Source organism: Burkholderia sp. LMG 13014, assembly GCF_905232215.1.
GTDB lineage: Bacteria > Pseudomonadota > Gammaproteobacteria > Burkholderiales > Burkholderiaceae > Burkholderia.
The window spans coordinates 15,892-30,327 of sequence record NZ_CAJNKE010000030.1; the positions used below are offsets into that span (position 1 = coordinate 15,892).

Below are 14,436 nucleotides of genomic sequence, written 5' to 3' on the forward strand. Positions count from 1 at the left end.
CACTATCCTTACTCGGCGCCCAAGCGGTGCGCGAGCACCTGCCCGGCTGCCTCAGACACCACCATTTCCACATGCATGCGTGCGCGCGTCAGCCCGACGAACAGCAGTTGCTCCCAAGCCTGCTCGGAAGCATCGAAGTCTACTTCGGTCAACACCACTGCCGGCGCTGACTGCCCCTTGAAACGCCGAATGGTCTCGATCCGCAATTCTCCTGGGCACTCGATCGGCCGCCCCGCTTCGTCGTACTCGCCAGTGAATTTCGCCAGCCTCCAAGGCCCGAGCATGTCACCTGCCAGCAGCGCCGAACGCGTGCGACCGGGCCAGCACAGCACAATGATGTCGTGCAAGGCATAGCCGGCATCGACACAGCGCTGCACCGCGGCGACGGTGGCTTGCGCAACGGTCACCGCGCTCCCCGCACCCGGCGCGTAGATGGCAAACACCGGCAGCTCGCCGGAAATTGGCGCACGCGCCGCAATCGGCACGTCGGTCAATTGAAGCGTGTTGATGGTATCGACGATCCGACACGGGCTGCGGTAATTCTCGTTAGCCGTCACCACCACGGCGTCGTCGATCGCGATGCGGGCCCGATCGGGATAAACGCATTGCTCGGGGTCGTCGAGCAGATAGATGCGCCCCTGCTCGCGCACGCGCGATATCAGCGCGCTCACCCAAGGCACCAGCATGTCCTGTAGTTCGTCGATCACCAGCACGTCGAGATCGGGCTCGGCGCGCTCGCAGGCCTCGAGATAATGCTGTGCGAGCACCTCGAAATCGGGCTGCGCGCGCGAGCGCTCCGACGCAGTCCAGCACAATTGATGGAAGCTGGCGACCTCCACCCCGTCCGGCGCAAACTCGCGCATCTGGTCGGCCAGCGGCCGGTTGAAACACACATAGCAGGCTGTCTGCCGCGCGATGCATGCCTGTCGCAGCAAAGCCAGGGCGAGCTGGGTCTTGCCCGATCCGGCAGTAGCCTGCACATGGATCACGCCGCTCGTGCAGGCAATGCGCGGCACCCAGTGCGCCAAGCCCCCGGAAATCGCGTCCACGCGCCGCGTGAGCGCACCAGTCAGTGCCGAAATGTCGGGCCGCACCGCGATCCGGTTGAGCAGAAACGCTTCTACGCGTTCGCGCGCGGGATCGGGCCGGCCGGCACCGAGCCGCCGCTCGATGAAGCCGGCCAGATCGAGGCAATCCTCGGCATCGGCGATCCGCTCGCGCGGAAAGCCGATCGTGCCGGTGCCCGCGTCGGCCACGCGGAAATGCGGCAGCAGCAGGCAATGCAGCAACCGCACCTCGATCTGCTCGGCCTTCAGGCGCCGGTGGATCACCTGGAACTGCCAGTTGGCCTGGCGCCCGACGTCCTTGCGCTGGGCGCCGTATTGCTTGAACAGACCGTCGCTTCCCACTTCGAGCCGGCCCGCCTTCACCTCAAGCACGGCAACGTCGCCGGCTCTGTTCAGCACCACGATATCAAGTTCGCCGTGGCTGTCTCGATGCGATTCCGCGCACGTCCAGTCGACGTGATGAAACAGGGCGTAGGCGTCGGAAAGGGTGTCGCCGAGTTGACGCAGCACTTCATACTCGGCCTGCTCGCCTGCCGACGTCACGCGCAAGTCGGCCAGCGGGGGATAGATGTGAGCCATGACCGTCGTGGTCTCCGTTTAGCTTGACTCGGTCAGGCTGGTACTGCCGCCACGCGGCACTGCACGCCGCGCAGCGTGTGCTCTGTCGAAGATACTCATGGTCTACCCCGATTTGATTTTGATGTGCCCCCGACCTCAGCCAAGGTTTTCACCGAAATGATAAGGGCAGGCCCGCAAGCTGACCACTGCGTCGAAGTGGTACTCTTCCAACGACCGACCGCATCGAGCGCACTGCCTGGCAAGCGACAGTTCACCGTGAGTCAAGGCACGCCAAACGCTACCCTCGTCCGCTAATCCGGCCCGCAACAGCGCCGGCCCGATCACCTCGATATTCTCCCGAAGACGCGCAGCCACCTCCGCCGCTGCTGGCTGAGCAACAACGGACCGTGCACGAACAGGGCATAGTGCTCACGCGAGCTGGTCTGGTCGGTGATCGCGGGCGCATCCGGCAGGTGGTCGCCAGGGCCGCGCGGACACCTCCGCTTGAGCACAGTCTCCGCCTCCGCCAAAAACTCAAGGCCGCGCCGCAGCTTCACGCAGGTCTCGAACGAGAAACTGGGCGGACAGGCAGAGGTCTCGACCAAGGCGCGCTCCTTGCACAGCCGGCCCATCCGATACATGGTCGGCGCCGGCTCGCCCGGCGTACCGCCGACCAGATGGACCGGACCACCACCTCCAGCAGCCCGTTGCGTTCGAGCTTGGAAGGCCAGCGGTTGATAGTGCGGATCGACGGCACCGACAGCGTATTCTGGACGGGCCGTCGATGAATCTCTGGGATGCCGACGTAATCGCCGCGTGTAGCCGCATCGAACATCATGTACATGACGTCGTAGTCGCGATCCAGCACGGGCGTCAATTGTGGAACGGATCAATGCGCACGCGTGAGTGCATTCAGGGCATCGCGCCGCACCTTCTCAACGTAGAGGCGCATCGCGACACTCGACAGCACGCCGGCCACGAAAGTCAGCGCGAAAGCGGCTAGGTGTTCGAGTGGCGAGTTGTTGTTCAGCATCGGTTCGGTCCTGGCTGGGTTTGCGATGGCGCGGCGCTCGCATCGGGCTTCGATGCGCGCCGCGTTCGGCACCACTATGCGGCCCGCATGGGACAAATCGTGTCGCGATCCGGCGCGCTGGAAGAACGCGCTGCGACGAAGCAAACGAATCGCGCACTCCAGGCGTTAAATGAATATTTTTTCGAGTCGCACTCAAGTGCGCACGGAAGCCGCCGTTATCCATTCGACAGTCAAATTATCCATTTCCACGATTTTATTCCCGTCATGCTGGACCGAGAAATCATGCAGGTGCTGCCCGAGGCCGGCAAAGAGGAAGTGTCGCTGCCGACGCCGGAAGTGCATCGCAGGCTGTGCCTGATGCTGCCCGAGCCACCGGTGGTGAAGACGGTGCAGCGCAGGCTGGACGAGCTGCTCAAAATTGGCCTGGTCGTGACACAGCGGCGCGGCAGAGCCAATTGCTGGAGCAAGGTGGCCGGCGCGAGCGGTCTTGCCGCCAAGGCGGCCGGCGTCATGACGCATGACGAGGCCCTCGCACTGCAAACCTTGCGCCGCTTTTCGTCCTGGCGGATTCCAGCGCTGGTGGCCGAAACCCTGACGCCGCTCTTCGACGTGGCGAGCAAGCGCCTAGCCTCGGTCAACAGCGATCACGAGCGGCGCTACCGCAAATGGATCGACAAGATCGAGGTAGAGGCGGCCAGCTTCGCGCTGCTGTATCCCGAGGTCGAATCGGCGATCTTCGCCGCGGTCTCACAGGCGCTGTTCTACGAGCAGCAGCTCGAAATCGTCTACCAGCCGCGCAGCAAGATCGACAACACCGAGCCAAAGACCGTGCACCCGCTTGGACTGGTCGAAGTCGGCGGCCTCGTCTATCTCGTGGCAGCCATGCAGCGCCACGAGAAGCCAGCCATGTATCGCCTCGACCGCATCCAGCGTGCCAGCATGTTGCCCAACACGTTCGCCTATCCGCGCGGCTTCAGGCTCTCGGAATATGTGCGCGAGCAGCGCCAGTTCGACTTCATGGTGGAAGGCGAAGTCCTGTTGAAGCTGCGGTTCGCCAACGGCGCGGGCAATCACCTGTTGGAGGCACCGCTGTCCACCGATCAACGCGTGGAGCAGCACGGCGACACGCTCGAGGTACAGGGCACCGTGCTGCTCAGCCAGCGGCTGCGGTGGTGGCTGCGCGCTTTCGGGCCGAACGTCGAGGTGCTCGCGCCGGAAAGCCTTCGCGCGGAGCTGGCCGCAGAGGCGAAAGCGCTGATCGGCATCTACGAGAACAGCTGAGCGAGGCAACGGCGGGCGGAGTATTCGGACATGATTTGTCCAGCAACGAGGATAGATTGACCGGAATCCCACCCGTGCCAACTCGCCATGCCAATACGCCCCGCGCCATTTACCCTGAAATGCAGCGAATGTGGTTGGAAACACACCTTCGCGCCGCACAGCGACGTCTTGTTGCCCAATATCGGCCTACGTTCGCATTGCCCGCGTTGTGAGGCACCGATCCCGGCCCGAACTGGCACGGGCCTGATCGAGCGGTTAGCGACCCGGCTCAAACCGAGGTTCTGAGGCAAGCGCGAGCGCCTGACGGCCGCCCCCTTCGGCGCCGCGGTCGCCGTGCAACGCCGTCACTCCGGCAGGTGCGTCACTCAGGTTTGCATCTGACCTGCATCCCAAGACATCCAACAGGCAAGCCCCCCTGCCCCCCTTCGCCGTGTACATCGCTCGATCCGCCCGATCGAGCAGCAACTCCGCATCGATCCGCTCGGCAGGCAGGATCGCCACGCCAACGCTGACGCCGATCTTCACGACCTTGCCCTCCGCCAGCTCGAACGGCGCCCGGAATGCTTCGATCACATGCGCCGCTACCACCCCCGCATCCTTCTCGTCGGCGATCCGCTCCAGCACGATCACGAATTCGTCGCCACCGAGCCTGGCTACCATATCGGCGCGCCTGATGCGTGCGCTGAGCCGCACCGCGATCGCCCGCAGCAGATCGTCACCGACCTTGTGCCCGAGCGCGTCGTTGACCTGCTTGAACTTGTCGAGATCGAGGTACAGCACGGCGCCCGGGATCGTACGCCGCGGCCTGTCGAGCAGGCACGCCAGCAGCGCCATCAAGGCCCGACGGTTCGGCAAGCCGGTGAGCGGATCATGGTGCGCGAGGTGGATCAGCTCGCGCTGCCGCTCCGCCAAGTAGGTTTCGTCGGCCAGCGTCCAGATCAGCATCACGGTACAGCCCTGCTCGTCACGCACCGTATTGATGCGAACCGGATAGCAACGCGTGTGGTGCCCCGCCTGCGTCAGCGATGCTTCGCCACGCCAGATGCCTGCCGTAGCGAGCGCCGTACGTATGGTCCGGTAGTGCGCGCGGCCCTGGTCAAGCGCGCAGAAGCGGAACATATTCCAGCCTGGCAGCGCATCGGCCCGCAGACCCGTGATGCTCGCCAGCGAAGCATTGGACTCGATGACGTATCCCCGTTCGTCGGTGATTGCGATGCCGTCCACGCAATGTTCGAAAAACACCGAATGCAAGCCCGGTCGCTGCCATGCAGCAATTGACAAAACGGATGCTCGACCTCCCAATCGGGGTTCTCCATCGATGACTCAACGGCGCCAAGCTTAGATCGCGGTTCGGACAATTCTTGTCCAATCGGCATCGATGGACTCTGGCGATGCAGCCCGGATTTGGGACATGGTCTGTCCAATACGGTGCTTATGATCGTTTTAACGCCACATCACGACTGGCCCTGAAAACCGGAGCAATTCACCATGAATAGCGCATACGTTTGCGCAATTGGTTCGTGAACTTGCGCTTACTATCGCTAAAGAAATCCTTGAAATGAACCGATATACCTAGGTCGACTGGGTGCATGGGCTTGTCCAAGCCATCGTGTTGATCAACCGCTTTCCAAATACGTCGTTTTCCCTATGTTGAAAACTCAAAAGCGCTACCTGAATTATCTCGAGCAGCAAGGCGCAACACTCCGAGACTCATTGATTCATCGCCCCGATACGACAGGCTTGCGCGAGGCAATCGAATCCGCCGAGTTGCTGGTGCCGGTGGTCGGTTCGTTCAGTGCCGGCAAGAGCAGCCTCATCAACGCGTTTATCGGCCGCGACTTGCTGCCGGTCGGCATCAAGCCCGAGACGGAGCTGGCAACCGAGTTGCGTCATGCCGAGCAAGAACGGCTCGAAGCCGTCACGCTTGACGGTCGGACGCTGAGCTTCGATATTGAGGAAATGGCTTCACTGAAGGCTCGCGCAGCGGAATTCTCCCACCTGCGCTTATGGATCCGCAGCGACGCGCTCGCCCGGATTGCGCCGCTGGTTCTCGTCGACATGCCCGGTTTCGATTCGACGCTGGAAAACCACAACAAGGCGATTGCGAACTATATCGAAAAGGGCACGCACTATCTCGTGGTGGTAAGCGTGGAGTCGGGCGGCATCACACGCTCCCTGGAACGGCAGATTACGGACATTCACGAGCTCGGCCGCGACTTCTCGCTAATCTTGAGCAAGACGAATCTGCGCGCCGATTCAGAAGTCGACGAAGTCGTCACGAAAATCGAAGAGCAGGTGGAAGATGCATTCGGCACCCGCCGCACGGTGCAGCGCGTCGGCCTCGACGGCGCGGCACAATTCAGCGCGACGCTCAACGCGATCGAGCCGGAGCGGATCGTGCAAAGTCTGTTCGGCGCCGAAGTCAAACGTACCTACTTCGAGATCACGGAGTCGATCAATGCGACGTTGGCCGCCCTCAAATCCAGTTCGTCGGACAACGCCGATGCCGTCGACGCCATGGCATCCCATCTACTCAAGATCGAGCGCAAGCGCGAAGACCTGATCGCCGACGTCGAGGCTCGCTATTCCGCGAGCGCGGTGCGTCGATGCGTCGAAGAGGTGGGACGTGCGCTCGAGCAGAACATGCACGAGCTGGTGGAAGCGGGCATGTCAGCCAATCGCGACGCGCTGTCCCGCGCGGTGACCGAGATCGTGCGCGGCGCGCTGATTCGCAAGATCAAGGCGCAAATGAACGAGATCGGCCAGAAGATCGTAGCCGACTTCTCGCTGGAACTGGGTGACATCGATGCACTGATGTCGGCCTACACCTCGGATGGCGAGTGGGCCAGCCACGTCACGGCGAACGCCTCGCAACTGCTGGAGCAAGCCGGCCACGGTTTCAATCGTCTGGGCAAGATCCTCAGCGACAAGGACAAGGCGAAAGCGATCTACCGGGTCGCGACGACGATCGTGGCGGTCACCACCAACGTGGTATTCCCGTTGCTCGAACTGGTCATCATTTTCCTGCCGGACCTGCTGGCCCCGTTCTTCGAGGCACGCCGCCGCGAGACCATCGAGAACACGATCCGCACGACGGTGATTCCCGGCATCAAGTCCTCTCTGCACGACAAATTGCCGGCGATCTTCAAGGAACAGGTGGCACAGGTGATCGGCCAGGTGGGTGCGCAGTTCGAGAGTGCCATCGCTGAAAAGAAGGCGGCGATCGAGAAGCTCGAACAGGAGCGCCGCGATCATCAGAGCAATCTCGACCAGCAGGAGACGCAGCTGCGCGCGCTTCACGAACACCTGAATGCGCTGACCCATGAATACCTCGATCAGGGCGATTTGCACGCATGACAGTGGACCACGTCATCACTCTACGGCACAAGCTCGATTCGCTGGTCGAAAAGAATCACGACTTGCTCGGCGATGAGCATCATAACCTCGTGCGCAAGCATGGCATCGATCGCGTCGAAGACCTGGCGAACGCATTCGCGGCAATCGACGACGCGGAACGGATCCTGCGGATCGGTGTGGTCGGGCGGGTCAAGGCCGGTAAGTCGTCCTTGCTCAACGCGCTGCTGTTCGACGGCGACACGGTGCTGCCCAAGGCAGCCACGCCGATGACGGCAGCGCTCACGCGTCTGTCCTGGGGGGCAACACTTTCGGCCGAGGTTGAGTTCTATTCGGAAGCCGATGTCGAAAACATCGGCGAGAAGGCACGAAAGTACCAAGAGAAACGCGAAACTTTGTTGCGCGACAAGCTCGCAGAGCTGCGCCAAAGGCGTGACGAAAGCCGCAACACTCGAAACGAAAGCGACGAGAGCCTGTTCGATCGTGCCAGCCGGCTTGCGAAGCGAGAGCTGGATTCCTATTCGGAATTGAGCGCGGCGTATGATCAGTTTACGCGCATCGAGCAGGCGGGCCTGAACCGAGTCACGCCAGGCGACAAGCAAACGCTCGACGCGGAGGATTTGCCCAGCCTGCGCAAGCAGCTCCAGGAGTACGTCAGCGCCAGCGGCCGCTTCATGCCGATCACCAAGGCCGTGCACATCCGCCTACCGCTCGACAATCTGCGCGACATCGAAATTGTCGACACGCCCGGGCTGAACGACCCCGTTGCCTCCCGCGAGGAGCGTACTTGCGAGTTGCTCAAGTATTGCGACGTGATCTTCATCGTCAGCCCTGCCGGCCAGTTCTTCAGCGTCGATGATCTCGACCTGCTGGGGCGCATTACGCACAAGGAAGGCGTGCGCGAACTCTATGTGCTCGCCAGCCAAGTCGACACGCAATTGTTCGGTAGCAACCATGCGGGCGGGCGGCTCGATCTCGCGCTCAAGAGCATATTCGAAGCCCTCGGCCAGCACATGCATGAAGCCTTGGGCGCGTTCAAGCGCAACCACCCCGAGGTCGGCAACACCTTCGACAAGCTGATCGCCCATGCTTCGACGAAGTTGCTGCACACCTCAGGCATCGCCCATGGCTTGAGTAGCCGGTTCGAGCAGCGTGCTAGCTGGGATGACGGCGCGACCAAGGTCTGGGAAAACCTGTCGTCGCGGTTTCCCGAGTATTTTCCAGAGGGCCGGCGCGAAGTCGCCACCGCGAACCTCGACAAGCTTGCCAACATCACGACACTGCACGGTGTGATCGGCGAGGTGCGCGCCCAAAAGGACGTGATCAAGGCGGAGCGCCGCGACGTGCTGGCCGTCGCCAAGCGTGATGCGCTCGTCGCCTATTGCAACGCGCTGCTCGCCTACGCGGACGACCGCCGTCGCCGCATCGACAGCGCCGACATCGGCAAGCTCACCGAGCGGCGCGAGACGCTTGAAAAACGTCAGGATAAACTGGGCTACGAGCTTGAGACCGAGTTCCGCAATGCGTTGTCGACGTTAACGTCCGAGCTGGGGCAGGCACTGACGGAAGCCGTCGCAGCCGCATTCTCACCGGTCAAGGAGGCATTGGACACAGATCAGGACACGTTGACGCGGACAGCACGCACCGAGAATTCGGGCGCAGTCAGTTGGATTGCACGACAATTGTCCCTTGGGGGATACACCACGACGACCTACACCGAGACGACGATCATAACCACGCACGTGAGCAACAGGCTCATTGCGATCGCGGACGAGGTTCAGGCGAAAGTGGACAAAAACATCAAGAAGCACATGACGAAATGGGAAAACACGCTGCGCATGTCGCTGTTCTCCGCAGTACGGGCGAACGTCCCGGATGACGAGGTGGACGGTTATGTGGAGCGACGCGCCATCCGCAACCTGGTCGACAATCTCAAGCGCCCTTCACTCGAAACCGGGATCATGCTTCCTGCGAGTCTCAAACCTCGAGGCAAGCTTCAAGGCACCGACGCGGACGCCTATATCGAGGCCGCGACCAATCACATCTATGATCTTGAGCGGCGTTTCTCGAGCGGCATCAAACGCTATATCGACGACACCGACGCACTGAAGCAAACGGACATCGCCCAGCTATTCCTCTCGGGCTATGCGAAGCAGATGGCCGCGCTCGAAAGCGAAATTGGCAACAAGCAACTCGTGATCGAACGCCTCGAACGCCTGGTCACCGAACTTCGGCAGGTGATGCAATGACCCCGTTTCACGCTCATCTGTCGCCGGGGATCACCTCCCTGCTCGACAGGCTGGGCAAGATGTTCGTGTGGAGGCGCAAAGCGCTGGTCGAGCAGGTGCAGACGCACCTCGCGCAAGCCGAGTCGGCACACGGTGCCTTGCACGCCCGGCACCGCAAGCTGCAAGGCAAGGCGGCCTCGCTTCGCAAGCGCGCCCGTCACGAAGCCGATCGTGCGAATGGCCTCGGAGTGGCGCTCGCGCAAGCCGTGTCGGCACATGACAGTTTGTTCAACCGTCACAGCAAGCTGCAGGACGAGGCGGTGTCGCTCGGATTGCGCCTGCGTCGCGAATCAGACCGCGCAAACCACCTCGGAGCGGCGCTCGGACAAGTCGAATCGGCACACGGCGCCTTGTCCCACCGCCACCTGAAACTGCAAGGTATAGCCGCTGCGCGGCGCAAGCGCGCGCATCGAGAAGCAGAACGTGCAGACGGCATCGCGTCGACCCTCGCCAAGACTCAGGAACACTATGGCTTGGTTTCGCGCTTGCTGGCCGCCAAACCGGCGCCGAACAGCGGCATTACGCGCTACCACAAGGCATTGGAAGAAGACTATCTGGCTTTCACCGGCCAAGCGTCCTCATTAGTCGATTCCGTCAAGGCTTACCAGACGCTCAAGGCGATCGAAGTGCAACTCCAACTGATCGCGAATGCCCCGGGTATCCACGCCCGAAAAGTCATCGCGATAGCGGGCGGCTTCAGCAGCGGCAAGTCGGCGTTCATCAACAACTTCATCGAAGCGCCGGAGATCGAGCTAGCGGTCGGCTTGCGCCCGGTCACGGCCATCCCGACCTACGTATGGAGCGCGCCGGACAGCGCAATCCGGGCACACACGACAACCGGCAGCGCGATCGAGCTCGATGCCTCGCTGTTTCGCGACATCTCGCACGAATTCCTGACGTCGCTCGGCTTCGACTTGAAGGAAATCATGCCGTTCATATCGATCGCAACGCCGATGACGCGGTCGCAATTCGATCATCTCGGCCTGCTTGACACGCCCGGCTATAATCCGCCCCCAACCGCCGGCCATACCGGCGCCGACATGCAGGCCGCCTCGTCGTTCTCCGCCCAGGCCGATGCAGTCGTATGGCTGGTCGGTCTGGATTCGACAGGCACGCTGGTCGCATCCGACCTCGATTTCATACGCAACCTCGATTTCGACGGCGACAAATTCCATGTCGTAGCGAACAAGGCCGATTTGCGCGCGCCATCCGATATCGACGAGATTCTCGACAACATCGCAGAATTACTGACCGACGAAGGCATACCGTTTTCCGGCATCAGTGCCTACAGCGCTGATCTCAAATGCGAATACGCATTCCACGGGGAATCGCTGCACGCCTTCTTCGCGCGTCACAACCGGCCCGTCGATGCACGCGCGGTGCTGTTCGGCATGATCGACCAGGTGTTCGTAGGGTACCGCGACGCAATTGCGCGCGACATCGGTGCCGCCCTTCAGGCACAGCGCACGTTCAAGTCGATGGAGCTCGACTTGCAGCAGTACGCCAGCGACAAGTTGATCTCCTTGCTCGAAGAAAGGTTTGCGTCACTCAAACATGCTGAACGCGAAGCGCAATTGCGCGAACACCTGAAGTGCGCACGTCACGTCAAGGCGCAGATGAAGGCGGCTGTGCATGAGACGCTTCTTGCGGTGGGGATGCAGTTCGAGGATGATGCGGCGGACTCGAAGGCGTTCGATGACCCGCATTTCGAGAACATCGACGCAATCCTCACGGTGCTCCGCGAGCAGGCGGATGCGGCACTCAAGCATTGCAAAGCACGCGCAACGCATGCCGAGGCGAACGCTGCCGAGGCGAACGCTGCCGAAGCGGATGCTGCCAAAGAGGAAACCGCCGAGAAACGGGCCGAAGCCGCCCCGAATCCGCATGCGGGAAATTGGAAGCACTTTATTCGACAATTCTGGGGAGCGCCGTAAGCCGACGCACGACCGGACGAGCGTTCGTAGGTAGCTTGCTGCGTAGAGACTTGGCCCGCCCTACACGATTCGAACGTGTGACCTACGGCTTAGAAGGCCGTTGCTCTATCCAACTGAGCTAAGGGCGGTCGGGGAGAAAAGACACGGCCAACACGGACCGCATTTGACACAGGGCTTCGAGCGACGGCAGAACCGCCAAAACCAAAGCCGAGAAACAAAACGGGCCCGGCATGAAGCCGAGCCCGAAATTATACCCGATCATCGCGTCACATCACGCGAGACCGGCCTTCGCTGCATCAAACCGGCTGCGGATGCATCATGAACCACCCGAGGCAGAACACACCGGCGATCACGCAATACACGCCGAACGAAGCCAACCGGCCACGTCCTTCGAAATAGCGCATCAGGAACCGCACGCTCAGGTAGGCGGCGATCGCCGTCAACACGCCGCCAAGCAGCGCATCGGCGAGCTGGTCGCGCGCATGGAACAGCTTCGGCAGCTCAAGCACCCCCGCCGCGAAAATGATCGGCGTACCGAGCAGGAACGAGAATTCCGCGGCCTTCTCCGCCGTCAGCCCCGCCGCATTGCCGGCGATCATCGTCAGCCCGCTGCGCGAGAAACCCGGAATCAGCGCGCCGATCTGCGCAAGACCCACGAAGAACGCCTGCTTGAACGTCATCTTCTCAGGCGCCTGATGCGCGCGGCTGCGCTGGATGCGATCGCCAAGCCACAGCAGCACGCCGTTCACGATCAGCGCGATCGCGACGATCCGCAGGTCGTGGAACACGCGTTCGATGCGCTTCTCGAGGAGCAGCCCGACGATGCCGGTCGGAATCGTACCGATGATGAGCGCCCACATCAGGTGCCCGTCATCGTTCTTGCGGCCGCCGAGCTGCGCGAAGAAGCCGCCGATCAGCGCGATCCAGCGCGCGCGGAAATACCACAGCAGCGCCAGCGCGGTGCCAAGGTGCAGCGCCACAAGGAACGGCAGCAGTTGCGGTGCGTGCTTGTCGATGTGCATGCCGAACAGTGCCGGCACGAGCAGCGTATGGCCAAGGCTGCTGACGGGAAAGAGTTCGGTGACGCCCTGCAGGACGCTCAGGAATACCAGAAACCAGAGACTCACGCGTCGGTCCTTTTAGTCGAGATTAAGCGGGAAGAAAGACGGACGACGCGATGCGCGTCCGAAAAAACGCGCCCCGATTATGCCGAGCCCGGATTACTGCGCCAAGGCATTTGGCTGGATATTGCGGCATTGCACACAAACGCTTGCAATTTGTAAGCACACAGAAAGCAAAAAGCCCGCCATTTGCATGGCGGGCCTTTCGACTTCGGCAGGAATTGCCGTCAGCGGCCGAGCTGATAGAAAAATAATACCGTGCTGCCGGTGAACATGCCGAACAGTGCGATACCCATTGCCATTGCCAGATCCATGGCCCCCTCCACGAAGTGTCATGACCCGGCAACCTCACCGGTTTAGAGGCATTATCCCGACCGTTGACAGTCTTAAAAACTCGCGATTTCCCGAGAAGGGTTTTCCCCGAGCCGCCACGGCCCGATAATGGAGCGCGCCGTTCCCGTCCACCCGCCCAACCCGATTCGCCATGCCGACCTTCCAGCAACACGAGATTCACGAACTTCACGCCGGCCCGTCGCTCGTCCGGGTCGCTCCGCAATTCGGCGGCCGCCTGTTGTCCTGGCATGTCGACGGCGAACCGGTGATCTTCTGGCCGGAAACGGCTGACTGGAGCAACCTTGCGCGCGTGCGCGGCGGCAACCCGCTGCTGTTCCCGTTCCTCGGCCGTCACCGTGTCGACGGCGAACTGGGCCGCTGGCGCGACGCCGCCGGCGTGGTGCGCGACCTGCCGATGCACGGCTTCGCGCGCGACCTGCCGTTCGCCACGCAACCGTCGGCCGATGGCGCCGCGTTGTCGATGACGCTCGACGCGACCGACGCGCTGCGGGCGAGCTACCCGTTCGATTTCCGGTTCGAAACGACCTACCGGCTGGCCGACACGCACACGCTCGAAGTCGCACTGACGACGACCAATCGCGGCGACACGCCGCTACCCTACTACGCCGGCCACCATTTCTATTTCGCGCTGCCCCACGGCGAACGCGCCGAAACCACGCTCGAGCTGCCGCCCACGCATCGTTGCGCGCAGCGGCCGGACGGTTCGATCAGCACGCCCGAACCGGGCGAAACCCGTTATCGCCTCGACAACGCGGACATCCTCGACCGCTTCCACTGCCTCGACGGCGTACCGGCCACGCCGGTGCGCATCGTGATGCCGGGCCGCCGCCGCACGATCGAGATCTCGCTCGACGTGCCGGGTTCGATCCCGTGGTACGCGGTGACGACCTGGACCGAGAAGCCGGATTCGGACTTCTATTGCGTCGAACCGTGGCTCGGCCTGCCGGATGCGATCCACAACGGCCTCGGGCTGCGCATGCTCGCACCGGGCGCAACGGAAACCGCCACACTGCGGATTCGCGTCGTCCCGCTCGCCGGCTGATACGCAGGCTGAGACGTCATCAAGCAGCGCTCCGAACCGGCGCGCCGCAGCCCCGGCAACGGCCCAAACTGCGTAGCGCGGGTCGAACCCGTTAAAATCGGACGTTTTGTGTTGCCTGCCGCGTCACGAGCGGCAGGGTTTTGCGAGGTTCAATGTTCGGAACAACAACGAAGCGACTCTTCGCAGCCGCCTGCGCCGCCCTGCTCGTCGCGTGCGGCTCCGCGCCTGTCGGCCCCGGGTTCTATCGCGTCGAGCGCGGCGATACGCTCTACAAGATCGCGCGCGACAACCGCACGTCGGTATCGAACATCGTGCGCTGGAACCAGATGACGAACCCCGATGCGATCGAAGTCGGCCAGGTGCTGCGCGTCGCGCCGCCGCCCGGCACGACCACCGCATCGACG

The 14,436-nt window shown here is 62.3% G+C and carries 11 protein-coding genes and 1 tRNA gene; 6 read left to right on the plus strand and 6 right to left on the minus strand.

Annotated features, from left to right (window positions below):
• Positions 1 to 8: 8 nt before the first annotated feature.
• The 3 genes from JYJ84_RS06515 to JYJ84_RS06525 form a co-directional block, all read right to left on the minus strand.
• Entirely contained in the window at positions 9 to 1,646 is a 1,638-nt protein-coding gene (locus JYJ84_RS06515; RefSeq protein WP_175221334.1) for an ATP-dependent helicase, read from the minus strand.
• 320 nt (positions 1,647 to 1,966) lie between these two features.
• On the minus strand, positions 1,967 to 2,230 hold the full coding sequence (locus JYJ84_RS06520; RefSeq protein WP_164462561.1) for a hypothetical protein: 264 nt from the start codon (positions 2,228 to 2,230) through the stop codon (positions 1,967 to 1,969).
• A gap of 284 nt (positions 2,231 to 2,514) precedes the next feature.
• Entirely contained in the window at positions 2,515 to 2,658 is a 144-nt protein-coding gene (locus JYJ84_RS06525; RefSeq protein WP_164462560.1) for a hypothetical protein, read from the minus strand.
• Positions 2,659 to 2,745: 87 nt separating this feature from the next.
• Between JYJ84_RS06525 and JYJ84_RS06530 the strand changes: the two genes are divergently transcribed.
• A complete protein-coding gene (locus JYJ84_RS06530; protein ID WP_236027291.1) occupies positions 2,746 to 3,939 on the plus strand; it encodes a YafY family protein in 1,194 nt (397 codons plus the stop codon).
• A gap of 255 nt (positions 3,940 to 4,194) precedes the next feature.
• Here the strand turns inward: JYJ84_RS06530 and JYJ84_RS06535 are convergent, their stop codons facing one another.
• Positions 4,195 to 5,181 carry a diguanylate cyclase domain-containing protein gene (locus tag JYJ84_RS06535; protein WP_275890709.1) on the minus strand — a complete coding sequence of 329 codons (987 nt, stop codon included), beginning with the start codon at positions 5,179 to 5,181 and terminating at the stop codon, positions 4,195 to 4,197.
• A gap of 405 nt (positions 5,182 to 5,586) precedes the next feature.
• Between JYJ84_RS06535 and JYJ84_RS06540 the strand changes: the two genes are divergently transcribed.
• From JYJ84_RS06540 to JYJ84_RS06550, 3 genes are read left to right on the plus strand one after another with little or no spacing between them, the layout of a single operon-like run.
• Positions 5,587 to 7,296, plus strand: a complete 1,710-nt coding sequence (locus JYJ84_RS06540) for a dynamin family protein (RefSeq protein ID WP_122945007.1) — start codon at positions 5,587 to 5,589, stop codon at positions 7,294 to 7,296.
• Complete coding sequence (locus JYJ84_RS06545) at positions 7,293 to 9,542, plus strand: dynamin family protein (RefSeq protein WP_175221332.1); 2,250 nt, start codon at positions 7,293 to 7,295, stop codon at positions 9,540 to 9,542. Before JYJ84_RS06540 ends, JYJ84_RS06545 begins: the two co-directional genes overlap by 4 nt.
• Positions 9,539 to 11,515 carry a dynamin family protein gene (locus tag JYJ84_RS06550; protein WP_175221331.1) on the plus strand — a complete coding sequence of 659 codons (1,977 nt, stop codon included), beginning with the start codon at positions 9,539 to 9,541 and terminating at the stop codon, positions 11,513 to 11,515. Before JYJ84_RS06545 ends, JYJ84_RS06550 begins: the two co-directional genes overlap by 4 nt.
• A 51-nt stretch (positions 11,516 to 11,566) precedes the next feature.
• Here JYJ84_RS06550 and JYJ84_RS06555 read toward each other — a convergent pair.
• A tRNA-Arg gene (locus JYJ84_RS06555) sits at positions 11,567 to 11,643 on the minus strand.
• Positions 11,644 to 11,811: 168 nt separating this feature from the next.
• Positions 11,812 to 12,642, minus strand: coding sequence for an undecaprenyl-diphosphate phosphatase (locus JYJ84_RS06560; RefSeq protein WP_027787856.1), 831 nt, complete (start codon positions 12,640 to 12,642; stop codon positions 11,812 to 11,814).
• 478 nt (positions 12,643 to 13,120) lie between these two features.
• On the opposite strand from JYJ84_RS06560, the gene JYJ84_RS06565 reads away from it, so the two are divergent.
• Positions 13,121 to 14,032 (plus strand): aldose epimerase, encoded by a 912-nt coding sequence (locus JYJ84_RS06565; RefSeq protein WP_122945004.1) that lies wholly within the window; start codon positions 13,121 to 13,123, stop codon positions 14,030 to 14,032.
• A gap of 152 nt (positions 14,033 to 14,184) precedes the next feature.
• The coding region (locus tag JYJ84_RS06570) for a LysM domain-containing protein (RefSeq protein WP_205189139.1) at positions 14,185 to 14,436 on the plus strand (252 nt) is incomplete at its 3' end.

Excerpts from the sequence above, each read along its gene's own strand:
- JYJ84_RS06515 (WP_175221334.1), bottom strand. The coding sequence starts at position 1,646 with ATGGCTCACATCTATCCCCCGCTGGCCGACTTGCGCGTGACGTCGGCA.
- JYJ84_RS06525 (WP_164462560.1), bottom strand. The coding sequence starts at position 2,658 with ATGCTGAACAACAACTCGCCACTCGAACACCTAGCCGCTTTCGCGCTG.
- JYJ84_RS06530 (WP_236027291.1), top strand. The coding sequence starts at position 2,746 with ATGGGACAAATCGTGTCGCGATCCGGCGCGCTGGAAGAACGCGCTGCG.
- JYJ84_RS06540 (WP_122945007.1), top strand. The coding sequence starts at position 5,587 with ATGTTGAAAACTCAAAAGCGCTACCTGAATTATCTCGAGCAGCAAGGC.
- JYJ84_RS06545 (WP_175221332.1), top strand. The coding sequence starts at position 7,293 with ATGACAGTGGACCACGTCATCACTCTACGGCACAAGCTCGATTCGCTG.
- JYJ84_RS06550 (WP_175221331.1), top strand. The coding sequence starts at position 9,539 with ATGACCCCGTTTCACGCTCATCTGTCGCCGGGGATCACCTCCCTGCTC.
- JYJ84_RS06565 (WP_122945004.1), top strand. The coding sequence starts at position 13,121 with ATGCCGACCTTCCAGCAACACGAGATTCACGAACTTCACGCCGGCCCG.